The sequence below is a fragment of the Aquabacterium soli genome (genome assembly GCF_003933735.1).
GTDB classification, from domain to species: domain Bacteria; phylum Pseudomonadota; class Gammaproteobacteria; order Burkholderiales; family Burkholderiaceae_C; genus Aquabacterium; species Aquabacterium soli.
In genome coordinates this window covers 142,143-166,554 of sequence record NZ_RSED01000011.1, presented here as the reverse complement: position 1 = coordinate 166,554, position 24,412 = coordinate 142,143, and the positions used below count along the sequence as shown (strand labels likewise).

At 65.9% G+C, this 24,412-nt stretch carries 21 protein-coding genes; 13 read left to right on the top strand and 8 right to left on the bottom strand.

Annotation, left to right across the window (positions count from 1 at the left end; genetic code table 11):
• The first annotated feature begins 6 nt into the window (after positions 1–6).
• The 10 genes from bamA (at position 7) to EIP75_RS15220 (ending at position 11,388) form a co-directional block, all read left to right on the top strand.
• A complete protein-coding gene (gene bamA / locus EIP75_RS15265) occupies positions 7–2,313 on the top strand; it encodes an outer membrane protein assembly factor BamA (RefSeq protein WP_125244124.1) in 2,307 nt (768 codons plus the stop codon).
• 14 nt (positions 2,314–2,327) lie between these two features.
• A complete protein-coding gene (locus EIP75_RS15260; RefSeq protein WP_125244153.1) occupies positions 2,328–2,858 on the top strand; it encodes an OmpH/Skp family outer membrane protein in 531 nt (176 codons plus the stop codon).
• On the top strand, positions 2,855–3,913 hold the full coding sequence (gene lpxD, locus EIP75_RS15255) for a UDP-3-O-(3-hydroxymyristoyl)glucosamine N-acyltransferase (protein ID WP_420797170.1): 1,059 nt from the start codon (positions 2,855–2,857) through the stop codon (positions 3,911–3,913). Before EIP75_RS15260 ends, lpxD begins: the two co-directional genes overlap by 4 nt.
• Positions 3,910–4,359, top strand: coding sequence for a 3-hydroxyacyl-ACP dehydratase FabZ (gene fabZ / locus EIP75_RS15250; protein WP_125244123.1), 450 nt, complete (start codon positions 3,910–3,912; stop codon positions 4,357–4,359). Before lpxD ends, fabZ begins: the two co-directional genes overlap by 4 nt.
• 13 nt (positions 4,360–4,372) lie before the next feature.
• Positions 4,373–5,161, top strand: a complete 789-nt coding sequence (gene lpxA / locus EIP75_RS15245; RefSeq protein WP_125244122.1) for an acyl-ACP--UDP-N-acetylglucosamine O-acyltransferase — start codon at positions 4,373–4,375, stop codon at positions 5,159–5,161.
• Positions 5,162–5,342: 181 nt separating this feature from the next.
• Positions 5,343–6,464 carry a lipid-A-disaccharide synthase gene (lpxB, locus tag EIP75_RS15240; RefSeq protein ID WP_125244151.1) on the top strand — a complete coding sequence of 374 codons (1,122 nt, stop codon included), beginning with the start codon at positions 5,343–5,345 and terminating at the stop codon, positions 6,462–6,464.
• The gene (rnhB, locus tag EIP75_RS15235; protein ID WP_125244121.1) at positions 6,433–7,089 is read left to right on the top strand and encodes a ribonuclease HII; all 657 of its coding nucleotides are present in this window, start codon (positions 6,433–6,435) and stop codon (positions 7,087–7,089) included. The genes lpxB and rnhB overlap by 32 nt, the downstream gene beginning before the upstream one ends.
• Before the next feature lie 30 nt (positions 7,090–7,119).
• Positions 7,120–7,944 carry a TrmH family RNA methyltransferase gene (locus EIP75_RS15230; protein WP_125244120.1) on the top strand — a complete coding sequence of 275 codons (825 nt, stop codon included), beginning with the start codon at positions 7,120–7,122 and terminating at the stop codon, positions 7,942–7,944.
• A gap of 156 nt (positions 7,945–8,100) precedes the next feature.
• Positions 8,101–8,796, top strand: a complete 696-nt coding sequence (locus EIP75_RS15225) for a Bax inhibitor-1/YccA family protein (protein WP_125244119.1) — start codon at positions 8,101–8,103, stop codon at positions 8,794–8,796.
• A gap of 120 nt (positions 8,797–8,916) precedes the next feature.
• Positions 8,917–11,388: an AsmA family protein gene (locus EIP75_RS15220; protein ID WP_233584892.1), complete on the top strand. Its 2,472-nt coding sequence runs from the start codon at positions 8,917–8,919 to the stop codon at positions 11,386–11,388.
• Between the two features lie 24 nt (positions 11,389–11,412).
• Here EIP75_RS15220 and dnaB read toward each other — a convergent pair whose 3' ends face one another.
• Entirely contained in the window at positions 11,413–12,840 is a 1,428-nt protein-coding gene (gene dnaB, locus EIP75_RS15215; RefSeq protein ID WP_125244117.1) for a replicative DNA helicase, read from the bottom strand.
• 211 nt (positions 12,841–13,051) lie between these two features.
• Here dnaB and EIP75_RS15210 point away from each other — a divergent pair, with 211 nt between their 5' ends.
• Together EIP75_RS15210 and EIP75_RS15205 are read left to right on the top strand one after the other, a co-directional pair.
• Positions 13,052–14,677 carry an HDOD domain-containing protein gene (locus EIP75_RS15210; protein ID WP_125244116.1) on the top strand — a complete coding sequence of 542 codons (1,626 nt, stop codon included), beginning with the start codon at positions 13,052–13,054 and terminating at the stop codon, positions 14,675–14,677.
• A 157-nt stretch (positions 14,678–14,834) separates the two neighbouring features.
• Positions 14,835–16,508, top strand: coding sequence for an ankyrin repeat domain-containing protein (locus tag EIP75_RS15205; protein ID WP_125244115.1), 1,674 nt, complete (start codon positions 14,835–14,837; stop codon positions 16,506–16,508).
• 77 nt (positions 16,509–16,585) lie between these two features.
• Here EIP75_RS15205 and rplI read toward each other — a convergent pair whose 3' ends face one another.
• The 7 genes from rplI to ppsA form a co-directional block, all read right to left on the bottom strand.
• Positions 16,586–17,038, bottom strand: coding sequence for a 50S ribosomal protein L9 (rplI, locus tag EIP75_RS15200; protein ID WP_125244114.1), 453 nt, complete (start codon positions 17,036–17,038; stop codon positions 16,586–16,588).
• Positions 17,039–17,050: 12 nt separating this feature from the next.
• Positions 17,051–17,341 (bottom strand): 30S ribosomal protein S18, encoded by a 291-nt coding sequence (gene rpsR / locus EIP75_RS15195; RefSeq protein WP_125244113.1) that lies wholly within the window; start codon positions 17,339–17,341, stop codon positions 17,051–17,053.
• Positions 17,342–17,367: 26 nt separating this feature from the next.
• A complete protein-coding gene (gene priB / locus EIP75_RS15190; protein ID WP_125244112.1) occupies positions 17,368–17,691 on the bottom strand; it encodes a primosomal replication protein N in 324 nt (107 codons plus the stop codon).
• 37 nt (positions 17,692–17,728) lie between these two features.
• The gene (gene rpsF, locus EIP75_RS15185) at positions 17,729–18,100 is read right to left on the bottom strand and encodes a 30S ribosomal protein S6 (protein WP_125244111.1); all 372 of its coding nucleotides are present in this window, start codon (positions 18,098–18,100) and stop codon (positions 17,729–17,731) included.
• Between the two features lie 185 nt (positions 18,101–18,285).
• Positions 18,286–19,443, bottom strand: coding sequence for an HPP family protein (locus EIP75_RS15180; RefSeq protein ID WP_125244110.1), 1,158 nt, complete (start codon positions 19,441–19,443; stop codon positions 18,286–18,288).
• 135 nt (positions 19,444–19,578) lie between these two features.
• Positions 19,579–20,892 carry a lipase family protein gene (locus EIP75_RS15175; RefSeq protein ID WP_125244109.1) on the bottom strand — a complete coding sequence of 438 codons (1,314 nt, stop codon included), beginning with the start codon at positions 20,890–20,892 and terminating at the stop codon, positions 19,579–19,581.
• A 349-nt stretch (positions 20,893–21,241) separates the two neighbouring features.
• Positions 21,242–23,650 carry a phosphoenolpyruvate synthase gene (gene ppsA, locus EIP75_RS15170; RefSeq protein WP_125244108.1) on the bottom strand — a complete coding sequence of 803 codons (2,409 nt, stop codon included), beginning with the start codon at positions 23,648–23,650 and terminating at the stop codon, positions 21,242–21,244.
• A gap of 156 nt (positions 23,651–23,806) precedes the next feature.
• Between ppsA and EIP75_RS15165 the strand changes: the two genes are divergently transcribed.
• Entirely contained in the window at positions 23,807–24,343 is a 537-nt protein-coding gene (locus EIP75_RS15165) for a MarR family winged helix-turn-helix transcriptional regulator (protein WP_125244107.1), read from the top strand.
• The last annotated feature ends 69 nt before the right edge of the window (positions 24,344–24,412 follow it).

Sequence of the window (24,412 nt, the reverse complement as noted above, 5' to 3'; positions counted from 1 at the left end):
TACCCGATGCAATTTCCCGTGCTGACCCCTTCCCGGCTGCGGCCGACCATCGTCGCTGCGCTGCTGGCAGCTTCGTTGACCCACCTTCCGGCCTTCGCGGTCGAGCCCTTTGTCCTTCGCGACATCCGGGTCGAAGGCCTGCAACGCACGGACGCCGGCACGGTGTTCGGTTCTCTGCCTTTCCGTGTGGGCGACACCTACACGGATGACAAGGGCGCCGCTGGCCTGCGTTCGCTGTTCGCCACGGGCCTCTTCAAGGACGTGCGCATCCAGATCGACGGCAATGTGGCCGTGGTGGTGGTCGAAGAGCGTCCGGTGATCTCGCGGGTCGAATTCACCGGCACCAAGGAGTTCGACAAAGACGTGCTGATCAAGGCCCTGCGCGACATCGGCATCGGCGAAGGCCAGCCCTTCGACCGCGCCCTGGCCGACCGCGCGGAGCAAGAGCTCAAGCGGCAGTACCTGTCGCGCAGCCTGTACGGCGCAGAGGTGGTCACCACCATCACCCCGGTCGAGCGCAACCGCGTCAACGTGACCTTCACGGTCACCGAGGGCGAGATCGCCAAGATCAAGAACATCCGCATCACGGGCAATCAGGCCTTCAGCGAGAGCGCGCTCAAGTCGCAGCTGGAGCTCACGTCCGGCGGCTGGCTGACCTGGTACACCAAGTCCGACCAGTACTCGCGCGCAAAGCTCAATGCCGACCTGGAAACCATCAAGGCCTACTACCAGAACCGTGGCTACCTTGATTTCCGCATCGACTCCACGCAGGTGTCGATCTCACCCGACAAGCAGGACATCTCCATCACGATCAACGTGACCGAGGGTGTCAAGTACACCGTCACCGGGGTGCGCCTGGAAGGCGAGTTCCTGGGCAAGGAAAACGAGTTCCGCTCGCTGGTCACCGTCAAGCCTGGCGAGCCCTACAAGGCCGAAGACGTGGCCGCCACCACCAAGGCATTCACCGACAAGTTCGCGGCCTATGGCTATGCCTTTGCGCGGGTCGAATTCAAGCCCGAGGCCGATCGAGAGAAGGGCCAGGTGGCTGCGGTGTTCCAGGCCCAGCCGCAGCGCCGCGCCTATGTGCGCCGTGTCAACGTGGCGGGCAACTCCCGCACGCGTGATGAGGTCGTGCGCCGCGAGTTCCGCCAGTACGAATCGGCCTGGTACGACGGCCAGAAGATCAAGCTCTCGCGTGACCGCGTGGACCGCCTGGGCTACTTCAAGCAGGTGTCCGTGGACACAGCCGAAGTGCCGGGCACGCAGGATCAGGTCGACCTGACCATGACGGTCGAGGAAAAGCCCACCGGCAACCTGATGCTGGGCGCAGGCTTCTCCAGCGCCGACAAGCTGTCGCTGTCGGCCTCGATCAAGCAGGACAACGTGTTCGGCTCCGGTAACTACCTGGGCCTCGAGTTCAACACCAGCAAGTCCAACCGCACGATCGTGGTCAGCACGACCGATCCGTACTTCACAGACATCGGCATCTCGCGCTCGGTGGACTTGTTCTACCGCACCACCAAGCCTTTGAGCACGCAGGGCGGTGACTACGAGCTGATCACGCCCGGCGCATCCATTCGCTTCGGTGTGCCCTTCACCGAGTTCGACACGGTGTTCTTCGGCATCGGCATCGAGCAGACGCAGATCAAGGGCGATGTGGGCCTGCCGGTCAGCTACTACCTGTACCGCGAGAATTTCGGTGACCGCAGCCTGAGCATCCCGCTGACCCTGGGTTGGGCGCGTGACGGCCGCGACAGCGTGCTGGTGCCCAATGCCGGCAGCTACCAGCGCGTCAACCTGGAGTGGGGTGTGGCCGGCGACACCCGCTACATCAAGTCCAACCTCCAGTACCAGCAGTACTGGCCGCTGGCCCGGGGCTTCACGCTGGGCATCAACGGCGAGCTGGGTTGGGGCAAGGGCCTGAGCGGCAAGCCGTATCCCATCTTCAAGAACTTCTTCGGCGGTGGTCTGGGCACGGTGCGTGGCTTCGATCAGAACTCGCTGGGCCCGGTGGACGTGCAGGGCGCCTACATCGGTGGTACCAAGCGCATCAACCTGAACACCGAGCTGTACGTGCCGTTCCCGGGTTCAGGCAATGACCGCACCCTGCGCCTGTTCGGTTATGCCGATGCCGGCAACGTGTGGGGCGAAGACCAGACCGTGTCCGCTGATGACTTGCGCGCATCCGTTGGTATCGGCATCAGCTGGATCTCGCCCGTGGGCCCGCTCAAGCTGAGCTATGGCGAACCGGTCCGCAAGTTCGATCAAGATAAAATCCAGAAACTCCAGTTCCAGATCGGCACCGCCTTCTGATGCCCTTGCAGATGATGAAATCGCTTGTTCAACCCCTGGCCCGTACCCTGGCCCTGTGCGCATTGGCCGCAGGTGCCCTGGTGGCTCACGTTCAGGCTCAGGCCCAGGAGATCAAGATCGGGTACGTCAACCTCGACCGCGTGCTGCGTGATGCAGGCCCGGCCAAGGCGGCTCAGTCCAAGCTGGAAGGCGAGTTCAGCCGCCGCGAAAAGGACCTGACCGACGTGGCGGCACGCCTGAAGGGGGCCTCCGACAAGTTCGAGAAGGACGCGCCCACGCTGTCCGAGAGCGAACGCAGCCGCCGCCAGCGCGACCTGGTCGAGCAGGACCGCGAGTTCCAGCGCAAGCGCCGCGAGTTCCAGGAAGACCTGAACCAGCGCAAGAACGAAGAACTCGCCGGTGTGCTTGACCGCGCCAACCGCGTCGTCAAGCAGATCTTCGACAGCGAAAAATACGATCTGATCGTCCAGGAGGCCGTGTTCGCCGGCCCCCGCGTGGACATCACCGACAAGGTGATCAAGGCCCTCAACGGATCCGGCAAGTGAACCTGACCCCTGTCCAGCCGGGCGCACCCTTTCAGGTGACGCTGGGCGATCTGGTCCAGGATCTTGGTGGCGAGTTGCTGGGGCCGCCGGGGCTGTTGATCTCGCGTATCGCGCCCCTCGATGCAGCCGACCCCGGCTGCATTTCGTTTCTGGCCAACCCCAAATACCGCGCGCAACTGCAGACCACGCAAGCGGGCTGCGTGATCGTGTCGCCAGCGGTGCGCGACGAGGCCTCAGCGCGTGGCGCAGCCATCATCGCGGACGATCCTTACCTGTATTTCGCGCGCCTGAGTCAATGGTGGGCCCAGCGTGTGCGCCCGCGAGCGGCGCCTGCCATCCATCCATCGGCGGTGGTCCACCCCACGGCAGCGCTGGGCCGCGATGTCGACATCGGCCCGCTGGCCGTGATCGAAGAGGGCGCCGAGATCGGCGATGGCGTGGTTATCGGGCCGCACACGGTGGTGGGCGCGCATGCGCGCATCGGTGCTGGCACGCGCCTGTCCGCCCGGGTCACCATCGGGTTCGACTGCGTGATCGGCGAGCGCTGCATCCTGCACAGTGGCGTGGTGATCGGGGCCGATGGTTTCGGCTTTGCGCCGGTGCAGGGCCGCTGGGAAAAGATAGAACAACTCGGCACCGTGCGCATCGGCAACGACGTCGAACTGGGTGCCAACACCTGCGTGGACCGCGGCGCCCTGGGCGACACCATCCTCGAAGACGGGGTCAAGCTGGACAACCTGGTGCAGATCGCGCATAACGTGCGCGTCGGCGCGCACACCGCCATGGCGGGCTGCGTGGGCGTGGCAGGCAGCACTGTGTTCGGCAAGCACTGCACCGTGGGCGGCGGCGGCATGGTCCTCGGCCACCTGACGCTGGCCGATCATGTGCACGTTTCGGCCGGCACGCTCATTTCGCGCTCCATCCACAAGCCTGGTCAGTACACCGGCATCTTTCCCTCTGATGACAACGCGTCGTGGGAGAAGAACGCCGCGACCTTGCGCCAACTCCATTCGCTGCGCGAGCGACTTCGCGCGCTTGAAAGAAAATCCCCATGACCGTGAAGATGGACATCCACAAGATCCTCGAGCTCTTGCCGCACCGCTATCCCATCCTGCTGGTGGACCGCGTGTTGGAGCTCGAAGAGAACAAGCGCATCCGCGCCGTCAAGAACGTCACGATCAACGAGCCGTACTTCACCGGCCACTTCCCGCACCGCCCGGTCATGCCCGGCGTGATGATGCTGGAGGCGCTGGCCCAGGCGGCCGCGCTGCTGTCGTTTGCCAGCCAGGGCGTGAAGACCGATGACAAGACGGTGTACTACTTCGTCGGCATCGACAACGCGCGCTTCAAGCGGCCGGTGGAGCCGGGTGACCAGCTCATCCTGGAAGTGTCCGTGGAGCGGGCCAAGGCCGGCATCTACAAGTTCAAGGCACAAGGCCTGGTCGACGGCGAGGTGGCCGTCGATGCGCAGCTGATGTGCACGATGCGCCGCATCGACTGACAGGAGCGCCGCGATGGCCAACATCCATCCCACCGCGCTGGTCGACAGCCAGGCCCAGCTGGGCGAGAACGTCACCATCGGCGCCTACAGCATCGTCGGCCCGCATGTGCGCATCGACGAAGGCACGACCGTGGGCGCTCACTGCGTGATCGAAGGGCACACGACCATCGGCCGCGACAACCGCTTCTTCTCGAACGTGGCCGTGGGCGGCGAGCCGCAGGACAAGAAGTACGCGGGCGAGCCCACCCGACTGGAGATCGGGCACCGCAACACCATCCGCGAGTGCTGCACCTTCAACACGGGCACCGTGCAGGATGAGGGCGTCACCCGCGTGGGCGATGACAACTGGATCATGGCCTATGTGCACGTGGCGCACGATTGCCGTGTGGGCAGCCACGTCATCCTGGCCAACAGCGTGCAGCTGGCTGGCCACGTACACGTGGGCGACTGGGTGATCGTGGGCGGTATGAGCGGTGTGCACCAGTTCGTCAAGATCGGTGCGCACGCCATGACCGGCATGTGCACGGCACTGGGCCAGGATCTGCCGCCTTTCGTGATGGCGCAGGGCAACATGGCCGCGGCGCATGGCGTGAACCTCGAAGGCCTGCGCCGCCGCGGTTTCAGTGCGGAGCGCCTGTCGGCCGTCAAGCAGATGCACAAGGCGCTCTACCGCCAGGGCCTGACGCTGGAGCAGGCCAAGGGCCAGATCGATGGCCTGAAGGCTTCGCACCCCGAGGCTGAAGCCGATGTGGACCTGATGCTGTCCTTCCTGCTTGCCTCTACCCGAGGCATCGTGAGGTGAGAAGCCCACCCCCTACCGGCTTCGCCGGCCCCCTCAAGGGGGCGCATCCCTTCGATCGGCAGAGCCGGGTCGTCGGATGCCGTGCTGGGCGGCCGCCTCTGGCGGGCCTTGATGGCGCGTGCCGCCGTGGGACGCGGAGATGGTGAGCTGGTCTGCACCCGGTGATGCGCCGCGCATCGCGATGGTGGCTGGAGAAACGTCGGGCGATCTGCTCGCGGGTCTGCTGCTGAGCGGCCTGCGTGAGCGTTGGCCAGGCCTGCAGTCGGCCGGCATCGGTGGGCCGAAGATGGCCGCCCTGGGCTTTGAGGCCTGGTGGCCGTATGAGAAGCTCGCCGTGAATGGCTTCGTGGAGGTGCTGCGCCACTACCGCGAGCTGTCGGGTATCCGCACGCAATTGGGTGATCGCCTGCTGGCGGATCCGCCCAGCCTGTTCATCGGCGTGGACGCCCCGGATTTCAACCTCGGCCTGGAAGCCCGCTTGAAGGCAGGCGGCATCAAGTCCGTGCACTTCGTGAGCCCGTCGATCTGGGCCTGGCGTGGCAAGCGCATCCACAAGATCCACCAGTCGGTGGACCACATGCTGTGCCTGTTTCCCTTCGAGCCGGAGATCTACGAGCGCGCCGGCATCCCGGCCAGCTATGTGGGCCATCCGCTGGCCGACAAGATCCCGCTGGAGCCTCCGCGTGCGGCGGCGCGTCAGGCGCTGGGCCTGGCCGAGGGCGACACGGTGGTCGCGGTGCTGCCGGGCAGCCGCGGCTCCGAGATCAAGTACATCGCCCCGGCCTTCCTGCAGACCGTGGCCCGCCTGGCGCGGCTGCGGCCGGAACTGCGTTTCGTGATGCCGGTGGTGCCCAGGCTGCGCGCCATGGTCGATCCCCTGGTGGCCCAGTACGCGCCGGATGCGCCGCTGACTGTGGTCGAAGGCCGCTCGCACGAGGTGCTGGCCGCCTGCGACGTGACCCTGATCGCCAGCGGCACCGCCACCCTCGAAGCGGCGCTGTTCAAGGTGCCCATGGTCATTGCGTACCGGCTCAACACGCTGAACTGGCATTTGATGAAGAACATGGGCTACCTGCCCTGGGTCGGCCTGCCCAACATCCTGGCGCGCGAGTTCCTGGTGCCCGAGCGCCTGCAGCACGATGCCAACCCCGACAGGCTGGCCCAGGATGTGCTGGACTGGCTGGACAACCCCGCCAAGGCCGACGCCGTGCGCCAGCGTTTCACCGAGATGCACCACCTTTTGAAGCGGGACACCGCCCGCTGCGCCAGCGATGCCATCGCCCAAGTCCTCCAGGCGCGGTGACGCGCCCATCATCGTGCCGCAGCAGCTCGACCTGCTGTGGACACCCGTCGGCCTGGTGGCCGGCGTGGACGAGGCCGGCCGTGGCCCGCTGGCCGGCCCCGTGGTGGCGGCGGCCGTCATCCTGGATGACCAACAGCCCATCAAGGGCCTGAACGATTCCAAGAAGCTCACGCCGGCCACGCGCGAGCGCCTGTTCGACGAGATCCGCGCCAAGGCGCTGTGCCTGTGCATCGCCGAGGCCACGGTCGAAGAGATCGACCAGATCAACATCCTGCAGGCCACGATGCTCGCCATGCGCCGGGCCGTCGAGGGGCTGCGCCTGAAGCCCGCCCAGGTGCTGGTCGACGGCAATCGCCTGCCCGTGCTCAAGGTGCCTGCCGAGGCCATCGTGAAGGGTGATGCGAAGGTCACGGCCATCGCGGCGGCCTCCATCCTGGCCAAGGTGCACCGCGATCGCCTGTGCCGGGAACTGCACGATCGCTATCCCCACTACGGTTTCGATGGCCACAAGGGCTATGGCACGGCCGAGCACCTGGCGGCGCTGGCCGCGCATGGCGCGTGCCCTGAACACCGCCGCAGCTTCGGGCCCGTGCGCGAGGCGCTCGAGATCCGGCCCTTGTTCTGATCCGGCAGGCTCAGAGTTTCACTGCGACCCATGGCTGCTTTCCAACTGATCACGTCCCGAGACAACCCGCTGTTGCAGCGCCTGCGCAAGCTGGCCGCTGACCCCGGGGCCTACCGAAAGCTGGGCGAGGTCTGGCTGGAGGGCGATCACCTGTGCTCGGCCTGCCTGGCGCACGGCGCCGAGGTGCCGCTGGCCGTGATCGCCGACACCGCCTGGACGGGGCCGGAGGGCAGGGCGCTGCGTGACGACGCCCAGGCCGACCGGCTGTCGATGCTGGCTCGACAGGCCGCCAAGGTGGTGATCGTGGCCGAGGCCCTGTGGAAGACCTTCACCGGGCTGGAGTCGCCCGCACGACTGGGCTTCGTGCTGGGATACCAAGGGGCCGGTGAGATCCGTCCTGGCCTGCCCACTGTGGTGCTGGACCGGCTGCAGGATGCCGGCAACGTAGGCACCATCCTGCGGGCGGCATCTGCATTGGGTGCGGCTCAGGTGGTGGCCCTCAAGGGCTCGGCCGCGTTGTGGTCCGCCAAGGTGCTGCGTGCCGCGATGGGTGCCCATTGGGGATTGCATCTGGTGGAAAATGCCACGATGGACGACCTGGCCGCGCTGGAGGTCCCCTTGGTGGCCACCAGCTCTCACGCGGACCACAGCCTCCCGCAGGCGCCTCTGCCTGATCCGTGCGCCTGGGTGCTGGGCCATGAGGGTCAGGGCGTGGCGCCGGAGCTGATGCGCCGCTGCGCCATGACGGTCAGCATTCCGCAACCGGGTGGTGAAGAGTCCTTGAATGTGGCCATGGCCGCCTCCATCTGCCTGTACGAATCCCTGCGCCGTCGTCCTTTGGTTCCTGGCATGTGAAAAGTTGCATCAACCCCACGGTTGGTGGGGCTGTCTGAAAGACGGCCAAGGGAACTACAATCAAACCTGAACGTCAAATGAACGTGAGCCTCGCATGGTGCGCAGGACCTGTTCACTGACCGGCGTACACCGCCCATTTGTCATTACGGAGCACACATGGACCGATCCCTCAAACCCCTTGACGTCGCCTATGGCAGCGCCCTGAGCGGGCAGCGCCAGCGCGTGCTGCGCAACACCTACGCCTTGCTGGCCCTGTCGATGGTGCCCACGGTGCTGGGTGCCTGGGCCGGCGTCGCGTTCAACTTCAGCTTCTTTGCGGGCAGCCCCTTCATCGGCTTCATCGTGTTCATGGCCGTGGCCTTCGGCTTCTTCTATGCCATCGAGAAGAACAAGAACTCGGGCCTGGGCGTAGTGCTGCTGCTGGCCTTCACCTTCTTCATGGGCTTGATGCTGTCGCGGCTCATCGGCCGGGTGCTGGGCTTCTCCAATGGGGCCCAGCTGATCGCGCTGGCCTTCGGCGGCACCGGCCTGGTCTTCGTGACCATGGCCACACTGGCCACCACCATCAAGCGCGACCTGGGCGGCATGGGCAAGTGGCTGACAGTGGGCGCCGTGGTGCTGCTGCTGGCCATCGTGGCCAACATCTTCCTGCAACTGCCGGCCCTGATGCTGACCATCTCAGCCCTGGCCGTGGCGCTGTTCTCTGCCTTCATCCTGTACGACCTCAAGCAGGTGGTGGATGGTGGCGAGACCAACTACGTCACCGCCACGCTGCACGTGTACCTGAGCGTCTACAACGTGTTCCAGTCGCTGCTGAGCCTGCTGGGCTTCTTCGGCGGCAGCGACGACTGACGCCAAGCGGCAGCGCGCACCGGGCCTGTCCGGTGCAAGCTCTTCCAGACGGGGCCCTGCGGGGCCCCGTTTTCTTTGGTACAAGGGTTGCAAAGACAACGCTGAGAAGGGCTGGCCGTGATGTGGTTGCGCAGGTTGGCATGGGGCGTGGGCATCCTGGTGGTGGCGGCCGTGGCCGTGACCGCCTACCTGTTGGCCACCTTCGACCCCAATCGCTACAAGGAGGTGCTCATCGACAAGGTGCGCGCCGAGCAGCAGCGCACCCTGGTGCTGCAGGGCCCCATCACCCTGGGCCTGTGGCCCAGCCTGCACGTCAAGCTCAGCCAGGTGCGCCTGAGCGAGCACCAGAGCCCGGAGGCTTTCGCCTCCGCCGAGGGCCTGGAGTTGTCGGTGCAGGCCTGGCCGCTGCTGAACAAGCAATTGCGGGTGAACCGCGTCGAGGCCCATGGCGTGTCGCTGCGCTACACGCGCGATTCACAAGGCCGCAGCAACATCGACGACCTGCTCAAGAAATCGACCGAGGCCAAGCCCGATGAGCCGTCTGGCGAGCCGGTGGCCTTCGAGGTGGCCGGCATTGAGCTCAAGGATGTGTCCCTGGTGGTGGACGATCGCCAGACCGGGGTGCAGGGCAAGGTGGTGCTGCAGACCTTCAACAGCGGCCGCTTGGCCGACGGGCTGAAGTCCGACATCAGCCTGAAGGCGACGGCGTCATTGAGCAAACCTTCGCCGGCCAATCTGGGAGTGCAAGGCAGCTTGCAACTGACGCCGCAGTTGGCGCAGAACACGTTCCTCATCGACAAGCTGTCACTGGATCTCGAAGGAGATGCCGCTGGCGTGAAGCAGGCCAAGGCCACATTGAAGGCCGAGGCCTTGCGCTGGGATGGCGCGCGGCGTGCGGCCGAAGCGCGTGACCTGTCGCTGGAAGGGGCGGCCCAGGTGGCGGGCCTGGTGGTGGAGAACGCCCGCTTGAGCCTGGAACGCTTTGAGTACGATCCAGCCGCCCAGTCCCTGCAGCTCTACAAGCTGGCCAGCAAGGTGGCGGCACGCCAGGCCGGACAGCCTTTGAACGCTGAGCTGAACTGGGCCGAACTGTCCGTCAAGGGAGATCAGATCCAGGGCAGCACGCTGGAGGGCAATGTGGCGCTGGCGGGGCCCACAGCCCTGGACGCCACCTTCAAGAGCGATGCGCCCACCGGGGGCTTCAAGCAGTTCAAGGTGCCTGCGGTCGTGCTGGACTTCGCCGTGCGCATGGCGGGAGAAGGCGGCACGCGTGAGATCAAGGGCAAGACACGGGCAGATCTTGAGGTGCAGGCACCCACGCGCCAGGTGGCGCTGCAAGCCTTCTCGCTGGAGGCCAGGGTGCAGGAGCCATCACTGCAACCCCTGCAGATCGAGGCCACAGGCCAGGCATCCGCCCAGGCGGGCATTGACGATGGGCCGGGGCAGGCGAGTTGGGGCTTGAAGGGGCAGATCAACGGCAACGCCTTCGATACACAGGGCACGGTGCGCCTGGGCACGGGCGTGCCCAAGGTGCAGGCTTCGGCCCGGTTCGCCTCGCTGGACCTCAACCGTTTGCTGCCGCAGCCTGCGGCCAAGGGCGCATCGCCTTCAGCCGCCTCGTCAGGCGGGCAGCCCAAGCCCGCGGCACCGTCCACCGATGGGGCGCCGGTGGACCTGTCTGCGCTGACACTGGTCGATGGCCGCTTCGATCTCTCGGCTGGCCAGCTCGCGGTGCGCCAGTACCGCCTGAGCGATGCCAAGCTGCTGGCCGATCTTGCCCAGGGGCGCCTGACCGTGCAGAACCTGTCTGGCGGTGCCTGGGGCGGCCGTTTCCAGGCCAAGGGCAGCGCACAGGCCGGTTCGGCGCAGAAGATCGCGCTGCAGGGCACTGCCGAGAACGTGGACATCAACGGCCTGCTCAAGGATGTGGCCGGCAAGGATGTGCTCGAAGGCCGCGGCCAGCTCAAGGTCGATGTGGGCACGGCAGGGCGTACCGTGGCCCAGCTCACCTCGGGCCTTGACGGCACGGCCTCGCTGCTGCTGCGCGATGGTGCCGTCAAGGGCATCAATCTGGCCAAGACCCTGCGCGACGCCAAGGCCCGCCTGGCGGGGCGTGGCGACGATGTGCAACGCAGCAGTGCGGCCGAGAAGACCGACTTCACCGAGATGAGCGCCAGCTTCCAGATCAACGATGGCGTCGCGCGCAACAAGGACCTGTCGGCCAAGAGCCCCTTCCTGCGCCTGGGCGGAGAAGGCGCGGTGGACCTGGTGCGTCGCCGTGTGGACTACACCGTCAGCACCACGGTCACCGGCACGGTGAAGGGGCAGGGCGGTGCGGAGATCGAGGCGCTCAAGGGCCTGACGGTGCCGGTCAAGCTGGCCGGGCCTTTCGAGGCCATGGACTGGAAGGTCCAGTGGTCCGGGGTGGCCGTGGGCGCCTTGCAGAACACCGTGAAGAGTCGTCTGGAAGACGAGCTCAAGAAGAAGCTGCTGGGCAAGTCTGCCGCAGAACCAGCAGCGTCTGGCGCCAGCCAGGCCAAGCCTTCCCGCGAGGACCAGATCAAGAACACGCTGCGTGGCCTGTTCAAGTGAGCGGCGGCCCGGCAGCCGCAGGCCTCAGTACTCGTCGCCGCCGACGTAGGTGCCTGGCGCCAGGTTCTCGAAGCGCGTGTTCGATTTCAGGAAGGCCAGGTGCAGGCTGCCCACCGGGCCGTTACGCTGCTTGCCGATGATGATCTCGGCCATGCCGGGGATCTTCGATTCCTTGTTGTAGTACTCGTCGCGGTAGATGAACATGATCACGTCGGCATCCTGTTCGATGGCGCCGGATTCGCGCAGGTCGGACATCATCGGGCGCTTGTCGGGGCGTGTTTCCACCGAACGGTTCAACTGCGACAACGCGATCACCGGGCACTGCAGCTCCTTGGCCAGGGCCTTCAGGCCCCGCGAGATCTCGCCGATCACGGTGGCGCGGTTTTCCTCGTTGCCGCCCGAGCCGCTCATCAGCTGCAGGTAGTCGATGATGATCAGGCCCAGCGTGCCGCCGAACTGGCGCGCCAGGCGGCGTGCGCGTGCGCGCAGTTCGTTGGGCGACAGGCCGGGCGTTTCGTCGATGAACACATTGGCCGTGCGCAGCTTCTCCACGGTTTCGCTCAGGCGTCCCCATTCATCGTCGGTCAGGCGGCCCGTGCGCAGGTTCTGCTGGTTGATGCGGCCGATGGAGCCCACCATCCGCAGGGCCAGCTGCGAGGCGCCCATTTCCATGGAGAACACGGCCACGGGCAGGCCCTCGTTCACGGCCACGTTCTCGCCGATGTTCAGGGCGAAGGCGGTCTTGCCCATGGAGGGGCGCGCCGCCAGGATGATCAGATCGCCCTTTTGCAGGCCGGCCGTCATCTTGTCCATCTCGATGAAGCCCGTGCGCACGCCGGTCACGTCTTCGGAACCGTTGTCGGCCAGCTCCTGCACGCGGTCGAGCAGGTCCACCACCAAGCCATCCATGGCGTGGAAGCCCTGCTTGTTCTTGTTGCCCTCCTCGCCGATCTTCATGATCTTGGCCTCGGCCTCGTCGAGCAGGTCCGAGACGTTGCGGCCGTTGGGGTTGAAGGCGTTGGTGGCGATCTCGTCGCTGACCGAGACCAGCTTGCGCAGCACCGCGCGCTCGCGCACGATCTCGGCATAGCGGCGCATGTTGGCCGCGCTCGGCACGCTCTGCGCCAGCGCGTTCAGGTAGGCCACGCCGCCCACCTCCGTGCCCTTGCCATGCATCTGCAACTGCTCGAACACCGTGATCACGTCGGCCGGCTTGGAGGCGTTCACCAGTTGCTGGATGGCCATGAAGATCAGCTGGTGCTCATGCCGGTAGAAATCACTGTCGGTCAGCAGGTCGGAGGCGCGGTCCCAGGCGGAGTTGTCCAGCAGCAGGCCTCCCAGCACGCTTTGCTCGGCCTCGATGGAGTGCGGCGGCACGCGCAGGCGCGCGATCTCGTCGCTGGAGGAGGCGCCATCGGCGCTGGAGTACGGTTTGGGAAAGACTGCGGCCATGTTCGAATCATAGGAGGTGCCATGCCCGAGCCTGTGGACAAGTCTGTGGACGGCCTCTGGAAATCCGGGGGAAATGCGGTGGGCAGTGCGGGATAAGTCCAAAGGGCGTGAAAAAAGGTGTTGTGTGGCGCACATTCAGGTTTTTCGGTCACGCAACTTGCGGTTCAATGAAGGTGCGCGTTATTTCCACTTCTGCTGATTCAACCCACCCATGACCGCCGACCAGGCTCCTTCCGCCGTTCGGGGCGACGATGCCGTCACCCTGGAGTTCCTGATGCGGCGCATGCGCCAGAAGAGCGATTTCCCCACGCTCGGTGCGTCGGTGTCCCGCATCCAGGCCATGAGCGAGGCCGAGAACGAAAGCCTGAGCCGCCTGTGCGACGAGATCCTGAAGGACGTGGCGCTCACGCAGAAGCTGCTGCGCGTGGTCAACACGGCCTACTACCGCCGCGCGGGCAGCGATTCGATCAGCACCGTGTCGCGTGCGGTGACGCTGATCGGCGTGGCCGGCATCCGCAACCTGGCGCTGTCGCTGATGCTGGTCGAGCACATGCAGGACAAGCAGCATGCCCAGCAGCTCAAGGAAGAGTTCCTGCGCACGGTGATGGCCGGCACGCTGGCCAGCGAACTGGCGGGCAGCCCGGCGCAGGCCGAGCAGGCCTTCATCGAATCGCTGTTCCGCAACCTGGGGCGCCTGCTGGTGGAGTTCTACCTGCCTGAAGACGCGCACGAGATCCGCCGGCTGATCAACCGGCAGGACAACGGCGACGCGGCCATGGGCGAAGCCGAGGCCAGCCGCAAGGTGCTGGGCATGGGCCTGCAACAGTTGGGCGTGGCCGTGGGCAAGACCTGGAACCTGCCCGACACCATGCTGTACGCGATGGTGGCGCCCACGGGTGGCGTGCCGACGCGCTCGCTGGCGGCCCGCCCTGAGCGCGCCCTGTGGTGGGCCAGCCTGGCCAATGAAGCCGCCGACACCATGCTGTGGAGCGAGCCTTCTGAACTGGGCGCCCGGCTGCAATCCCTGGGCAAGCAATACGCGGTGGCCCTGAACCTGCCGCCCGAGGCGCTGCAGGAGGCCGCCGCCCGCGCCCGCAAGCGCCTGACCGAACTCACGCAGGTGATCAAGCTGGACGTGCCGCGCGATTCGCCCGCCGAGCGACTGCTGGAGGCCTACTACGTCGATGCGCCCAATGCAGGCGGAGAGGACGGCCCCACCGCCGAGGCGCTGGGCCTGGCCATGCCGGATGCCGATGGTGCCTTGATCGTGCTGGAGGCCGAGCCGCCACCGGTGGATGCCGTGGGCATCCTGACCAGCGGCATCCAGGACATCGCCAACAGCATGGTCGACAGCTTCAAGCTCAACGATGTGCTGCAGATGATCCTGGAGACGGTGTACCGCGCGCTCGATTGCCGCCGCGTGATCTTCTGCCTGCGCGATGCCCGCAGCGCCCAGTTGGTGGGCCGCATCGGCCTGGGGGAGGGCGGCGAGGCCCTCAAGGGCATGTTCAAGGTGCCGCTGAAGGTGGCCGAAGGCGCGCCCGTGGACCTGTTCTCGGCCGTGTGCGTGAAGGGCGTGGACACCTTGATCGCCGACGCCAGCGTGCCGGCCGTGGCATCACGCCTGCCGCCCTGGTTCGGTGAGCGCGTGCAGGCGCCCACCTTCCTGCTGCTGCCGATGTCCATGAAGCGCCAGGGCCAGGACATGGTGCTGGGCCTGATCTACGCGGACAAGGGGCAGGCCGAGAGCCTGCTGATCACCGAGAAAGAGCTGTCGCTGCTGCGCACCCTGCGCAACCAGGCGGTGATGGCCTTCAAGCAGACGGCGGGCGGCTGAAGGCGTGCTCTTCTTAGGCATGCTTTAAGATCCGCATGCGGTGCAAGCCGCGCCCGGGCCCGCGGGAAGGGTTGAACCCACTTGCCTTCATTGCTGATCAACAGCCTTTGTGCAGCCGGATTTGCGGGTCGTCGGCGCTTTGTGCACGGAGGTTCGCATGACACGTTTGCCCGCCCGTCCCGACCTGGGCCATCTCAAGAAACAAGCCAAGGACCTGCTGTCCCTGTACCGGGACGGTGACCCGGCCGCCATCGAGCGCTTCCGGGCGTTCCTGCCGGCGGCTGCCGGCCGATCCGATCCGGCGATTGCGCAGATGGCGCTGCGCCTTCACGACGCCCAGTCCTGCGTGGCCCGAGCGTACGGTTTTGCGTCGTGGGCCGATCTGCAGGGCTTCGTCCTGGCGCGGCGCGCCCAGGCAGATGACCCGGCCAGGACCGTGTTCAACTGGTTGCGCCTGGTGTATGCCGGGGATGTCGCCGGGGGCACGGATGGCGCCAGGCCTGCTGTGGCCGAGCGCCTGCTGCAGGAGCGCCCTGGTCTGCTGGGTGACGATCCCTACCTGGCCTGCGCCGTGGGCGACGAAGCCCGCCTGCGCCAGGTCATCGGGCTCGACCCCGCCTGGGTTAACCGCGTGGGCGGCGCCTTGCAACTGCCGCCGCTTCTGGCGGTCACGCAATCGGGGCTGCTCAAGCTGCCGGCCTACCGAGACGGGCTGCGCGCATGCGCCCAACTGCTGCTCGATGCGGGGGCGGATCCGAAACAGACCGTGGGCAGCCGCTGGCCTCCGGCATCCCTGGCGCATCCTTCCGCCACCGAGCGGCTGTCGGCGCTGTACGGAGCGGCGGGCCGCAACCATGATGCCGTCATCACGAAGCTGCTGCTGGACGCAGGGGCCGAGCCTGACGATGGCGAATCGCTCTACCACTCGCTGGACGGGAGCAATACGGCGTGCCTGGAGCTGCTGCTGGCCGCGGGCGCGAGCATCACCGGCACGAATGCGCTCTTTCGCGTGCTCGATCATGACGACATCGAGGCCCTGCGGCTGTTGCTGTCCCACGGCGCCGATCCGAACGAATACAACGGTGATGACTTCATGGCCGCGTGGCCTACGCCGCTGTTGTGGGCCATTCGCCGGCGGCGCTCCGTGGCGCATGTTGAGGCCTTGCTGGCCGCCGGTGCGGATCCCCATGCCAAGGCACGTGATGGCACGACCGCCCACATGCTGGCCCTTCGCTTTGGGCTCACCGACGTCGCCAGGCTGTTGCAGCCAGGCGGGGATGAACCCCTGCAGGCGTCTGAGGCCTTCATCGCGGCCTGCGCACGCTGTGATGAGCCGGCCGCGCGCGCCTTGCTGGCCGCACATCCCGGTTTGATCGGCCAGCTGTCCGCACCGCAGTTGAGCCTGTTGTCAGAGCTGGCCTCGCAGGGGCACAACCAGGCCGTGCGCCTGATGGTCGAGCTGGGCTGGCCCATCGCTGCCAAGGGCGGTGACTGGGATGCATCTGCCTTGAACCAGGCGGTTTTCCGGGGCGATGCGCCGCTGGCGCGGTTCCTGTTGGAGCGCGGCGCCCAATGGACCGAGCAGCACGGCTATGGCAGCAATCTGCTGGGAAGCCTGTCCTGGGGTTCCTGCAACGAGCCCCATCCGGGCGGTGATTGGCTGGGCTGCGCGCAGGCGCTGGTAGCGCATGGCATGCCGGCAGCGCAACCCGATCCCGCCGATGCCGACACCGTCCTGATCCAGGGCGTTCGCATGCGCTTCTCCGGCGAGGTCACGGATTTTCTGCTGAGCGCCGGAGCGCATGGCGTGGAGCAGGCCACTCAAGCCTGAAACCTCCAGGCATGAAAAAAGCCGCCCGAGGGCGGCTTTTGCATGCCGGGCACCCGAAGGCGCCCAGGACAGCGAGATCAGACGGTCTCGCCGACCACGGACACGGTCACATCGACGACCACGTCGGTGTGCACGGCCACGGACACGGCGTGCTCGCCGGTCGTCTTCAGGGGGCCATTGGACAGGCGGACCTGCTGCTTGGACACGTCGTAGCCGGCGGCCTTCAGGGCTTCGGCGATGTCGGCGTTGGTGACCGAACCGAACAGACGGCCGTCAACGCCGGCCTTCTGCGTCAGGGACACGGTCTTGCCGGACAGCTTTTCGCCCAGGGCTTGAGCGGCGGCCAGCTTCTCGGCTTGCACCTTTTCGAGCTCGGCGCGGCGGGCTTCGAATTCCTTGATGGCGTTGGCGGTGGCACGGCGTGCTTGGCCAGTGGGGATCAGGAAGTTACGGGCGAAGCCGTCCTTGACCTTGACCACGTCACCCAGGTTGCCCAGGTTGCCGACTTTTTCCAGGAGGATGATTTGCATGTCAGTGACTCCTTAAGCCTTGTGCTGGTCGCTGTACGGCAGCATGGCCAGGAAACGCGAGCGCTTGATGGCGGTGGTCAGCTGACGTTGGTAGATCGCGCGGGTGCCGGTCAGGCGTGCGGGGATGATCTTGCCGTTTTCGGAGATGAAGTCGCGCAGGGTGTCGACATCCTTGTAGTCGATCTGTTCAACGTTGGCCACGGTGAAGCGGCAGAAACGCTTGCGGCGGAACAGCAGCGACTGCGTGTTGCGCTTGCCCTTGCGGTCTTTGGAGAACTTGCCTTTGCCACGAGTGAAAGCCATGGTAGGGACCTCTGTGTACTGAAACGTTAATTGGGTAGGAGCTCGATGATGTGCAGCAGCAGCGCGCGCTTGTTGCGCGTCATCCCCAGGAACCCCTTGATCTTGAGCTCGGCACCGATGTCGGTGCGGTTGAGCTTCTCGGCCAGGGGCCCGATCGCCACAGCCCGGATATCGCAGACCACCTTGCGGGGCTGCTGGGCCTCGACCACGTCTGATTCGTGGTGCAGGCCGATGTCCAGGGCGGGCAAACCGGCGGGGGTGTAGCGCAAGGCTTTGCGTTCGACGATGCTGGCGGTCAGGACCACTTCATTGAAGCGGGGGCTGACAGGTGCGCTGACTGCATCGACCAAGGCGAAAGCCCGACGTCACGCCCTGATGCTCAAGGCATCAGGCTGCGGCTGGCTGCTGGTCTTGAGCGGCCTTGCGGGCCTCTTCGCGCTCGACCTGCTTCATCATCACGGACGGGCCGGTGTGGGCCTTGTCCTGAACCACGGTGAGGTGGCGCAGCACGGCGTCGTTGAAGCGGAAGGCGGTCTCGAGCTCAGCCAGGGTTTCCTTGCTGGTTTCGATGTTCAGGCACAGGTAATGCGCCTTGGCCAGCTTGTTGATCTGGTAAGCCAGCTGACGACGGCCCCAGTCTTCGACGCGGTGGATCTGGCCGCCGGCGGCGGTGATCGAACCCTTGTAACGCTCCAGCATGGCCGGAACTTGTTCGCTTTGATCCGGGTGGATCAGCAGCACGATTTCATAGTGACGCATAAATGCTCCTTGTGGATTCCCCGCCCCGAAAGATCTCAGGACCGGGCAGAAGCCGTCGTGAAGCGTCAAACCCACCGACGGCAAGGGCCGCCTTCGGGGCCAAGCTGAAAGTCTCTGTAAGACTAATTCCAGGCTTGGTCCAAAAGGCAACAGACGAAAAGCCGATCAGTATAGCCCGAAATGGCCTATTTGCCAACGGCCCGGTACAGCGCCCGCACGAAGTCCGTCTGGGTGAGGATGCCGACCAGTTGCTTGCGCTCGTCGATGATGGGGATGTGGTGGTGGCCGCCTTCGGAGAACACCGCCGCCAGGTCCAGCACGGGCCGGTCGGCGCTGGCCACGCGCACGTGGCGCGTCATGATCTGGCCGACCACGTCGGGCTTGTCGGCGTGCACGGTGGTCACGCGCCGCACGAAACCGCGCAGCCGGTCTGCAAACCCCTCGTGCAGGTCCAGGTCGGCATGGCGCATGAAGTCGGCCAGCGTCACGATGCCCACCAGCTTGTTCCAGCGGTCGACCACGGGCAGGGCCTTGACCTTGCGCTCGCGCATCAGGCTCCAGGCGGTCTGCAGCGAATCGCCGAACTGCACGGTGGCCGGCTCGCGGGTCATGACGGCGTCGCAGCGCAGGTCGCCCAGCAGGCGCTGGTAGGACTGGGCCTCGGTTTCGCGCAGCAGGGATTCGAGGTCGTCGCGGCTGACGTCCAGCACCTCGTTGTGGCGGCGCAGCACAGCGTCCAGATCTTCGGTGGAAAAGCGCGGCTGGGGCTCGCCGGGCGCGGGGGCTGCGGCGGCCCGCTGCGCATGCGGGTAGCGCTTGCCCGTGAGCTGGTTGTAGGCCATGCCGGCCAGCACCAGCGTGGTGGAGTCGATGAAGGCCGGGAACGCCGCGAACGAGAAATGCGTGACATGGCCCAGGCTGGTCAGCAGTGCCATGGCCCCGCCAGGCGGGTGCAGGCAGCGGGCGGCGAACATCACCGCGATCGCCAGGCCAACGGCGGCGGCGCCAGCCCAGGCCGGATCGGGGATCAGGTTGGCGCAGGCGATGCCGACCAGCGCCGACAGGGTGTTGCCGCCCACCACCGACCAGGGCTGGGCCAACGGGCTGCCGGGCACGGCGAACACCAGCACAGCGCTGGCGCCCAGCGGCGCCACGAGCCAGGGCAGGGCATGGCCGCTCAGCCAGGCGCCATCGGCCCAGCGGCACAGCAGGCCGGTGATGAGGATGCCGATGAAACCGCCGAAGGCCGCGCGCCAGCGTTCACGGTGATCGACGGTGAGGGGCGCGGGGCGAAGGGCGACCAGCCATGAAGTCAGGCGGTCGGCGGGCGAAATGCGGGGCATCAATCAGCTGGCTCTCTTAAGCTGCATCGATTATGCCGATTTGAAGAAGGCCTGATGTGGCCAGCGCAATTTCCGCACTGGCCATGCCGTCAGGAGCAGTTGCAGCGCCCCTGTTTGCGCATCATGGCCTTGGCGTCAAGGCGCGTAGACCAGCGGCTCCAGCGAGTTGCCCGGGGCGATGCTGGCGCAGTTCTCAGGTGCGGGCTTGCCTGCGAATCGGTCATCGATCCAGGCGGTCGCCCATGGCAGCCAGCTGATCATGGTCACGAAGTGGCTCGTGCCATATTCCTTGTGCTGAACCTTCACGCCCTGAGCGCAGTACTGGCGGGCGAGCGTGCGCACATCCCCGGCCAGCATCACACCGTCGCCCTTGCCCCAGATGGGCGATGTCTTGGTGAGCTCCAGGGTGCCTCCGGTGCCTTGCCCGATCTGAAGCGGGATGGCGGGCGTACCGCCCGTGCCCATGATGACCTTGTTCACGGCCGCGACGTACTCGGCGATCTTGGTGCGGTCCTGGTACTCGGGCTTGACGAGATCCTTCCAGGTCACCCTGCTGTATTGGCCCAGCACGTAAGCGATCGAGGCCTTCTGCATCCTGTCGTAGACCTCCAGGCCGCGGGGGGTGAGGTACTTCTGGATGTCGATGCCATAGGAGCGAGAGACACCGATGACGGCCATGGGCATCACACCACCCCAGATGGGCGCGCCTTCAACGTAGGTCAGGTTGTGCTCGGGGCTCACCAGGGTGCCGCCAAAAGCTGCGCCGATCAGGTTGGGCGTCAGATCCGGCGCATAGGTCGGGGCCAGCTCGGCCGCCCATTCGGTGGCGATCGCGCCGCCCGAGTAGCCCAGCATGGCCACCTTGGCGTTCCTGTCCAGGCCGATCTGCGGCTCATTGAAGGCGGCCCGGATCGAGTCGAGCGTGTTGTAGCCATACTCCGGCCCGGCGGCAAAGGCGGCTTTCTGCCCTTGGGTGTCGGAAATGATGACGGTGTAGCCCTTCTTGCGGTAGGACCCGAACAGCAGGGTCTCGACAGCCGGGAGCACGTCCGGGATCCGTTTGCCGCCGGCGAATGCGCGCGAGGGCGAGTCTTCCGGATTCAGCGAGTCATAGAACGACTGGTAGGACAGCACCTTGTTCTTGTTCGGGCAGCTGGAACCGCAATCGGGCGAGAAGATGGTGGTGACGTTCGCAGCCGGCTCGAGCAGGGCGTTCGTCGATCGGTACACCAGCTGCGTGGCCTGAATCCTGGTCTTGATGCCCACGACGTAGTACGAAATGGTGCGCTTCTTGAGCACGGTGCCAGGCGCGATGTCGGCCAGCGGCGTGCTGCCCGTGTATTGGTAGAAGGGATCCGGCGTGGCGGTCTGTGCCTGGGCCGAGGCCCCGGCTGCCAGGGATGCGACAGCCAGCAGCGTGGCGGTGGCGCGAGATGAGATGCGGTACATGAGAAGGCGCTCCTGGAAAGGTTGCGGCCAGCGCAGTCACGCCAGGGTGATCGTCGCTTGCCAACTTCTTGTGCTGTGAACAGGGCCAGAGCCCCGGCCCGGCGCTGTCATGTACGCAGGACATGGGCATGCTATGAGCCGGCAAAGCTGCAGCGTTTGCCGAACGCGCTCATTCATTTGCCGCGATGACCGAATTCATGGTCAATACCTAGATCCTGGATGATGGGAGATTGAGGGTAAACACCATTCGGGGTTCCGCGGGCGCACCGGCCAATGGCGGGGCATCAAACAAAAAAAGGGAACGTGAAACACGTTCCCTTCTCGCTGGTGGCGCTGCCGCGTTAGAAGCTCAGCGCTGTGCAGCCAGTCGCTGCCAGGTCTCGACCACGGTGTCCGGGTTCAGCGACATGGACACGATGCCTTCGGCGGCCAGCCAGTCGGCGAAATCCGGGTGGTCGCTGGGGCCCTGGCCGCAGATGCCGATGTACTTGCCGTGGGCACGGCAGGCGGCGATGGCGCGCGAGATCATGGCCTTGACGGCCGGATCGCGCTCGTCGAAGTCCTGTGCCAGCAGTTCCAGGCCGGAATCGCGGTCCAGGCCCAGGGTGAGCTGGGTCAGGTCGTTCGAGCCGATGGACATGCCGTCGAAGAACTCGAGGAACTGCTCGGCCAGGATGGCGTTGGAGGGAACCTCGCACATCATGATGACGCGCAGGCCGTCCTTGCCGCCCTGGGATTCGCGCACCAGGCCCTGGTCGGCCAGCATGGTGGTGACGCGCTCGGCCTGCTTCAGGGTGCGCACGAAGGGCACCATGATCTCGACGTTGTTCAGGCCCATGTCGTTGCGCACGCGCCTGAGGGCTTCGCATTCCATCGCGAAGGCCTCGCCGAACTCCTTGCTGATGTAGCGCGACGCACCGCGGAAGCCCAGCATCGGGTTTTCTTCTTCCGGCTCGTAGCGGCTGCCGCCGATCAGCTTCTTGTACTCGTTGGACTTGAAGTCCGACAGGCGCACGATGACCGGCTTGGGGAAGAAGGCGGCAGCGATGGTGGCGATGCCTTCGGCCAGCTTGTCGACGTAGAAAGCACGGGGGCTGGCGTGGCCGCGGGCCACCGATTCAACGGCCTTCTTCAGGTCGCTGTCGACATTGGGATAGTCGAGGATGGCCTTCGGGTGCACGCCGATGTTGTTGTTGATGATGAACTCGAGCCGAGCCAGGCCCACGCCGCTGTTGGGCATCTGGGCGAAGTCGAAGGCCAGCTGGGGGTTGCCCACGTTCATCATGATCTTGATGCCGATGTGGGGCATCTCGCCGCGCGTCACTTCGGAGATCTCGGTCTCGAGCAGGCCGTCGTAGATGTGGCCGGTGTCGCCTTCGGAGCAGGCCACGGTCACCAGGGCGCCATCCTTCAGGCGGTCGGTGGCGTTGCCGCAGCCCACCACGGCCGGGATGCCCAGTTCACGCGCGATGATGGCCGCGTGGCAGGTGCGCCCGCCGCGGTTGGTGACGATGGCGCTGGCGCGCTTCATCACCGGCTCCCAGTTCGGGTCGGTCATGTCGGTGACCAGCACATCGCCGGGCTTGACCTTGTCCATCTCGGACAGGTTGTGCACGATGCGCACAGGGCCGGTGCCGATCTTCTGGCCAATGGCGCGGCCTTCGGCCAGCACGGTGCCGGTGCTCTTGAGCTTGTAGCGCTGCTCGGTCTTGCCCTGCTGCTGGCTCTTCACCGTCTCGGGGCGCGCCTGCAGGATGTACAGGTGCCCGTCGCCGCCGTCCTTGCCCCACTCGATGTCCATCGGGCGGCCATAGTGCTGCTCGATGATCAGGGCGTAGCGGGCCAGCTCCAGCACATCGTCGTCGCTCAGGCTGTAGCGGTTGCGCTGCTCGGGCGCGCAATCCACCGTCTTGACGAGCTTGCCGCTGGCGGCCTTATCTTCAGGGGTGGCGAACTCCATCTTGATCAGCTTGGAGCCCAGGTTGCGGCGGATCAGGGCGCGCTTGCCGGCCTTGAGGGTGGGCTTGTGCACGTAGAACTCGTCTGGGTTCACGGCGCCTTGCACCACGGTCTCGCCCAGGCCGTAGCTGGAGGTGATGAAGACCACATCGGGGAAGCCCGATTCGGTGTCCATCGTGAACATCACGCCCGCGGCGCCCAGGTCGGAGCGCACCATGCGCTGCACGCCGGCCGACAGGGCCACCACGTCGTGGGCGAAGCCCTTGTGCACGCGGTAGGAGATGGCGCGGTCGTTGTACAGCGAGGCGAACACTTCCTTCATCTTGTGCAGGATGTCTTCGATGCCGACGACGTTCAGGAAGGTTTCCTGCTGGCCCGCGAAGGAGGCGTCGGGCAGGTCTTCGGCCGTGGCCGAGGAGCGCACGGCGAACGACGCCTGCAGGTTGCTGCCGGCCAGGGTGACGAAAGCCTCGCGGATGGCCTTCTCCAGGTCGGCCGGGAAGGGCTGGGATTCGACCCAGCCACGGATCTCGGCGCCGGCTTCGGCCAAGGCCTTGACGTCGTCGGTGTCCAGGGCGGCCAGGCGCTGGCTGATGCGGTCGGTCAGGCCATCGTGCTTGAGGAACTCGCGGAAGGCGTGGGCGGTGGTGGCGAAGCCGGTGGGCACGCGCACGCCGTCGGGCAGCTGGGAAATCATCTCGCCCAGCGAGGCGTTCTTGCCGCCGACCGATTCGACATCGGTCATGCGCAGTTGTTCAAACGGGACGACCAGCGCGGTCGGCTCGAAGAGGTTAGACATAAAAACTCCAGATGGTAAAAAAACCGGTGGTCTGGCCTGGGGTGCGCTTTGTGGTTGTTGCTGGTGGCGCACCAAAGGCCGGACGAGATGCCGCGCATTTTAGGGTTGGACCCAGGGGCTCTGCAGGAAATATTCGAGTGGGCTTACCATGCGGACATGAACAGCCATCCGCAATCCTTGCCCGGACGCGCTTCTTCGGATCCAGTGCCGGGGGCCCACGCTGCCCGCGCCGAGTTGGATGCGGACCGTGCCCTGCTGCTCGACCAGCAGTTGTGTTTTGCGCTGTACTCCAGTTCACTGCTGCTGACCAAGCTGTACAAGCCGCATCTGGATCGGCTGGGCCTGACCTACCCGCAGTACCTGGTGATGCTGGTGCTCTGGGAGCACGACGACCAGGTGGTGCATGAGGTGGGTGATCGGCTGGGCCTGGATTCCGGCACCCTGACGCCGCTGCTCAAGCGCATGGAGGCCCATGGCCTGATCCAGCGCCAGCGCGATGTGGACGACGAGCGCCGCGTGCGCGTGCGCCTGACCGATGAAGGACGGCAGCTCAAGGCAGAGGCGCGTGCCGTGCCGCAAGCCATGCGCTGCGTGTTCGGTGGAGACGATGATGAGTTCGTGGCGCTGAGGGCGTCGATGCAGGCGCTGCGCCAGCGTCTGGGGGATGCGCCCCAAGCCCATGAGGATGCCTGAGTAGTCCCTGTTGGAGTTGCGGGCTTGGGCAAGCCCTACTTGTGTTCGCCACGGCTGCCGTATAAATTA

Coding starts and splice junctions, on each gene's coding strand:
- bamA (WP_125244124.1), top strand. CDS start 7: ATGCAATTTCCCGTGCTGACCCCTTCCCGGCTGCGGCCGACCATCGTC.
- EIP75_RS15260 (WP_125244153.1), top strand. CDS start 2,328: ATGAAATCGCTTGTTCAACCCCTGGCCCGTACCCTGGCCCTGTGCGCA.
- fabZ (WP_125244123.1), top strand. CDS start 3,910: ATGACCGTGAAGATGGACATCCACAAGATCCTCGAGCTCTTGCCGCAC.
- lpxA (WP_125244122.1), top strand. CDS start 4,373: ATGGCCAACATCCATCCCACCGCGCTGGTCGACAGCCAGGCCCAGCTG.
- lpxB (WP_125244151.1), top strand. CDS start 5,343: ATGGTGGCTGGAGAAACGTCGGGCGATCTGCTCGCGGGTCTGCTGCTG.
- rnhB (WP_125244121.1), top strand. CDS start 6,433: ATGCCATCGCCCAAGTCCTCCAGGCGCGGTGACGCGCCCATCATCGTG.
- EIP75_RS15230 (WP_125244120.1), top strand. CDS start 7,120: ATGGCTGCTTTCCAACTGATCACGTCCCGAGACAACCCGCTGTTGCAG.
- EIP75_RS15225 (WP_125244119.1), top strand. CDS start 8,101: ATGGACCGATCCCTCAAACCCCTTGACGTCGCCTATGGCAGCGCCCTG.
- EIP75_RS15220 (WP_233584892.1), top strand. CDS start 8,917: ATGTGGTTGCGCAGGTTGGCATGGGGCGTGGGCATCCTGGTGGTGGCG.
- dnaB (WP_125244117.1), bottom strand. CDS start 12,840: ATGGCCGCAGTCTTTCCCAAACCGTACTCCAGCGCCGATGGCGCCTCC.
- EIP75_RS15210 (WP_125244116.1), top strand. CDS start 13,052: ATGACCGCCGACCAGGCTCCTTCCGCCGTTCGGGGCGACGATGCCGTC.
- EIP75_RS15205 (WP_125244115.1), top strand. CDS start 14,835: ATGACACGTTTGCCCGCCCGTCCCGACCTGGGCCATCTCAAGAAACAA.
- rplI (WP_125244114.1), bottom strand. CDS start 17,038: ATGCAAATCATCCTCCTGGAAAAAGTCGGCAACCTGGGCAACCTGGGT.
- rpsR (WP_125244113.1), bottom strand. CDS start 17,341: ATGGCTTTCACTCGTGGCAAAGGCAAGTTCTCCAAAGACCGCAAGGGC.
- rpsF (WP_125244111.1), bottom strand. CDS start 18,100: ATGCGTCACTATGAAATCGTGCTGCTGATCCACCCGGATCAAAGCGAA.
- EIP75_RS15180 (WP_125244110.1), bottom strand. CDS start 19,443: ATGCCCCGCATTTCGCCCGCCGACCGCCTGACTTCATGGCTGGTCGCC.
- EIP75_RS15175 (WP_125244109.1), bottom strand. CDS start 20,892: ATGTACCGCATCTCATCTCGCGCCACCGCCACGCTGCTGGCTGTCGCA.
- ppsA (WP_125244108.1), bottom strand. CDS start 23,650: ATGTCTAACCTCTTCGAGCCGACCGCGCTGGTCGTCCCGTTTGAACAA.
- EIP75_RS15165 (WP_125244107.1), top strand. CDS start 23,807: ATGAACAGCCATCCGCAATCCTTGCCCGGACGCGCTTCTTCGGATCCA.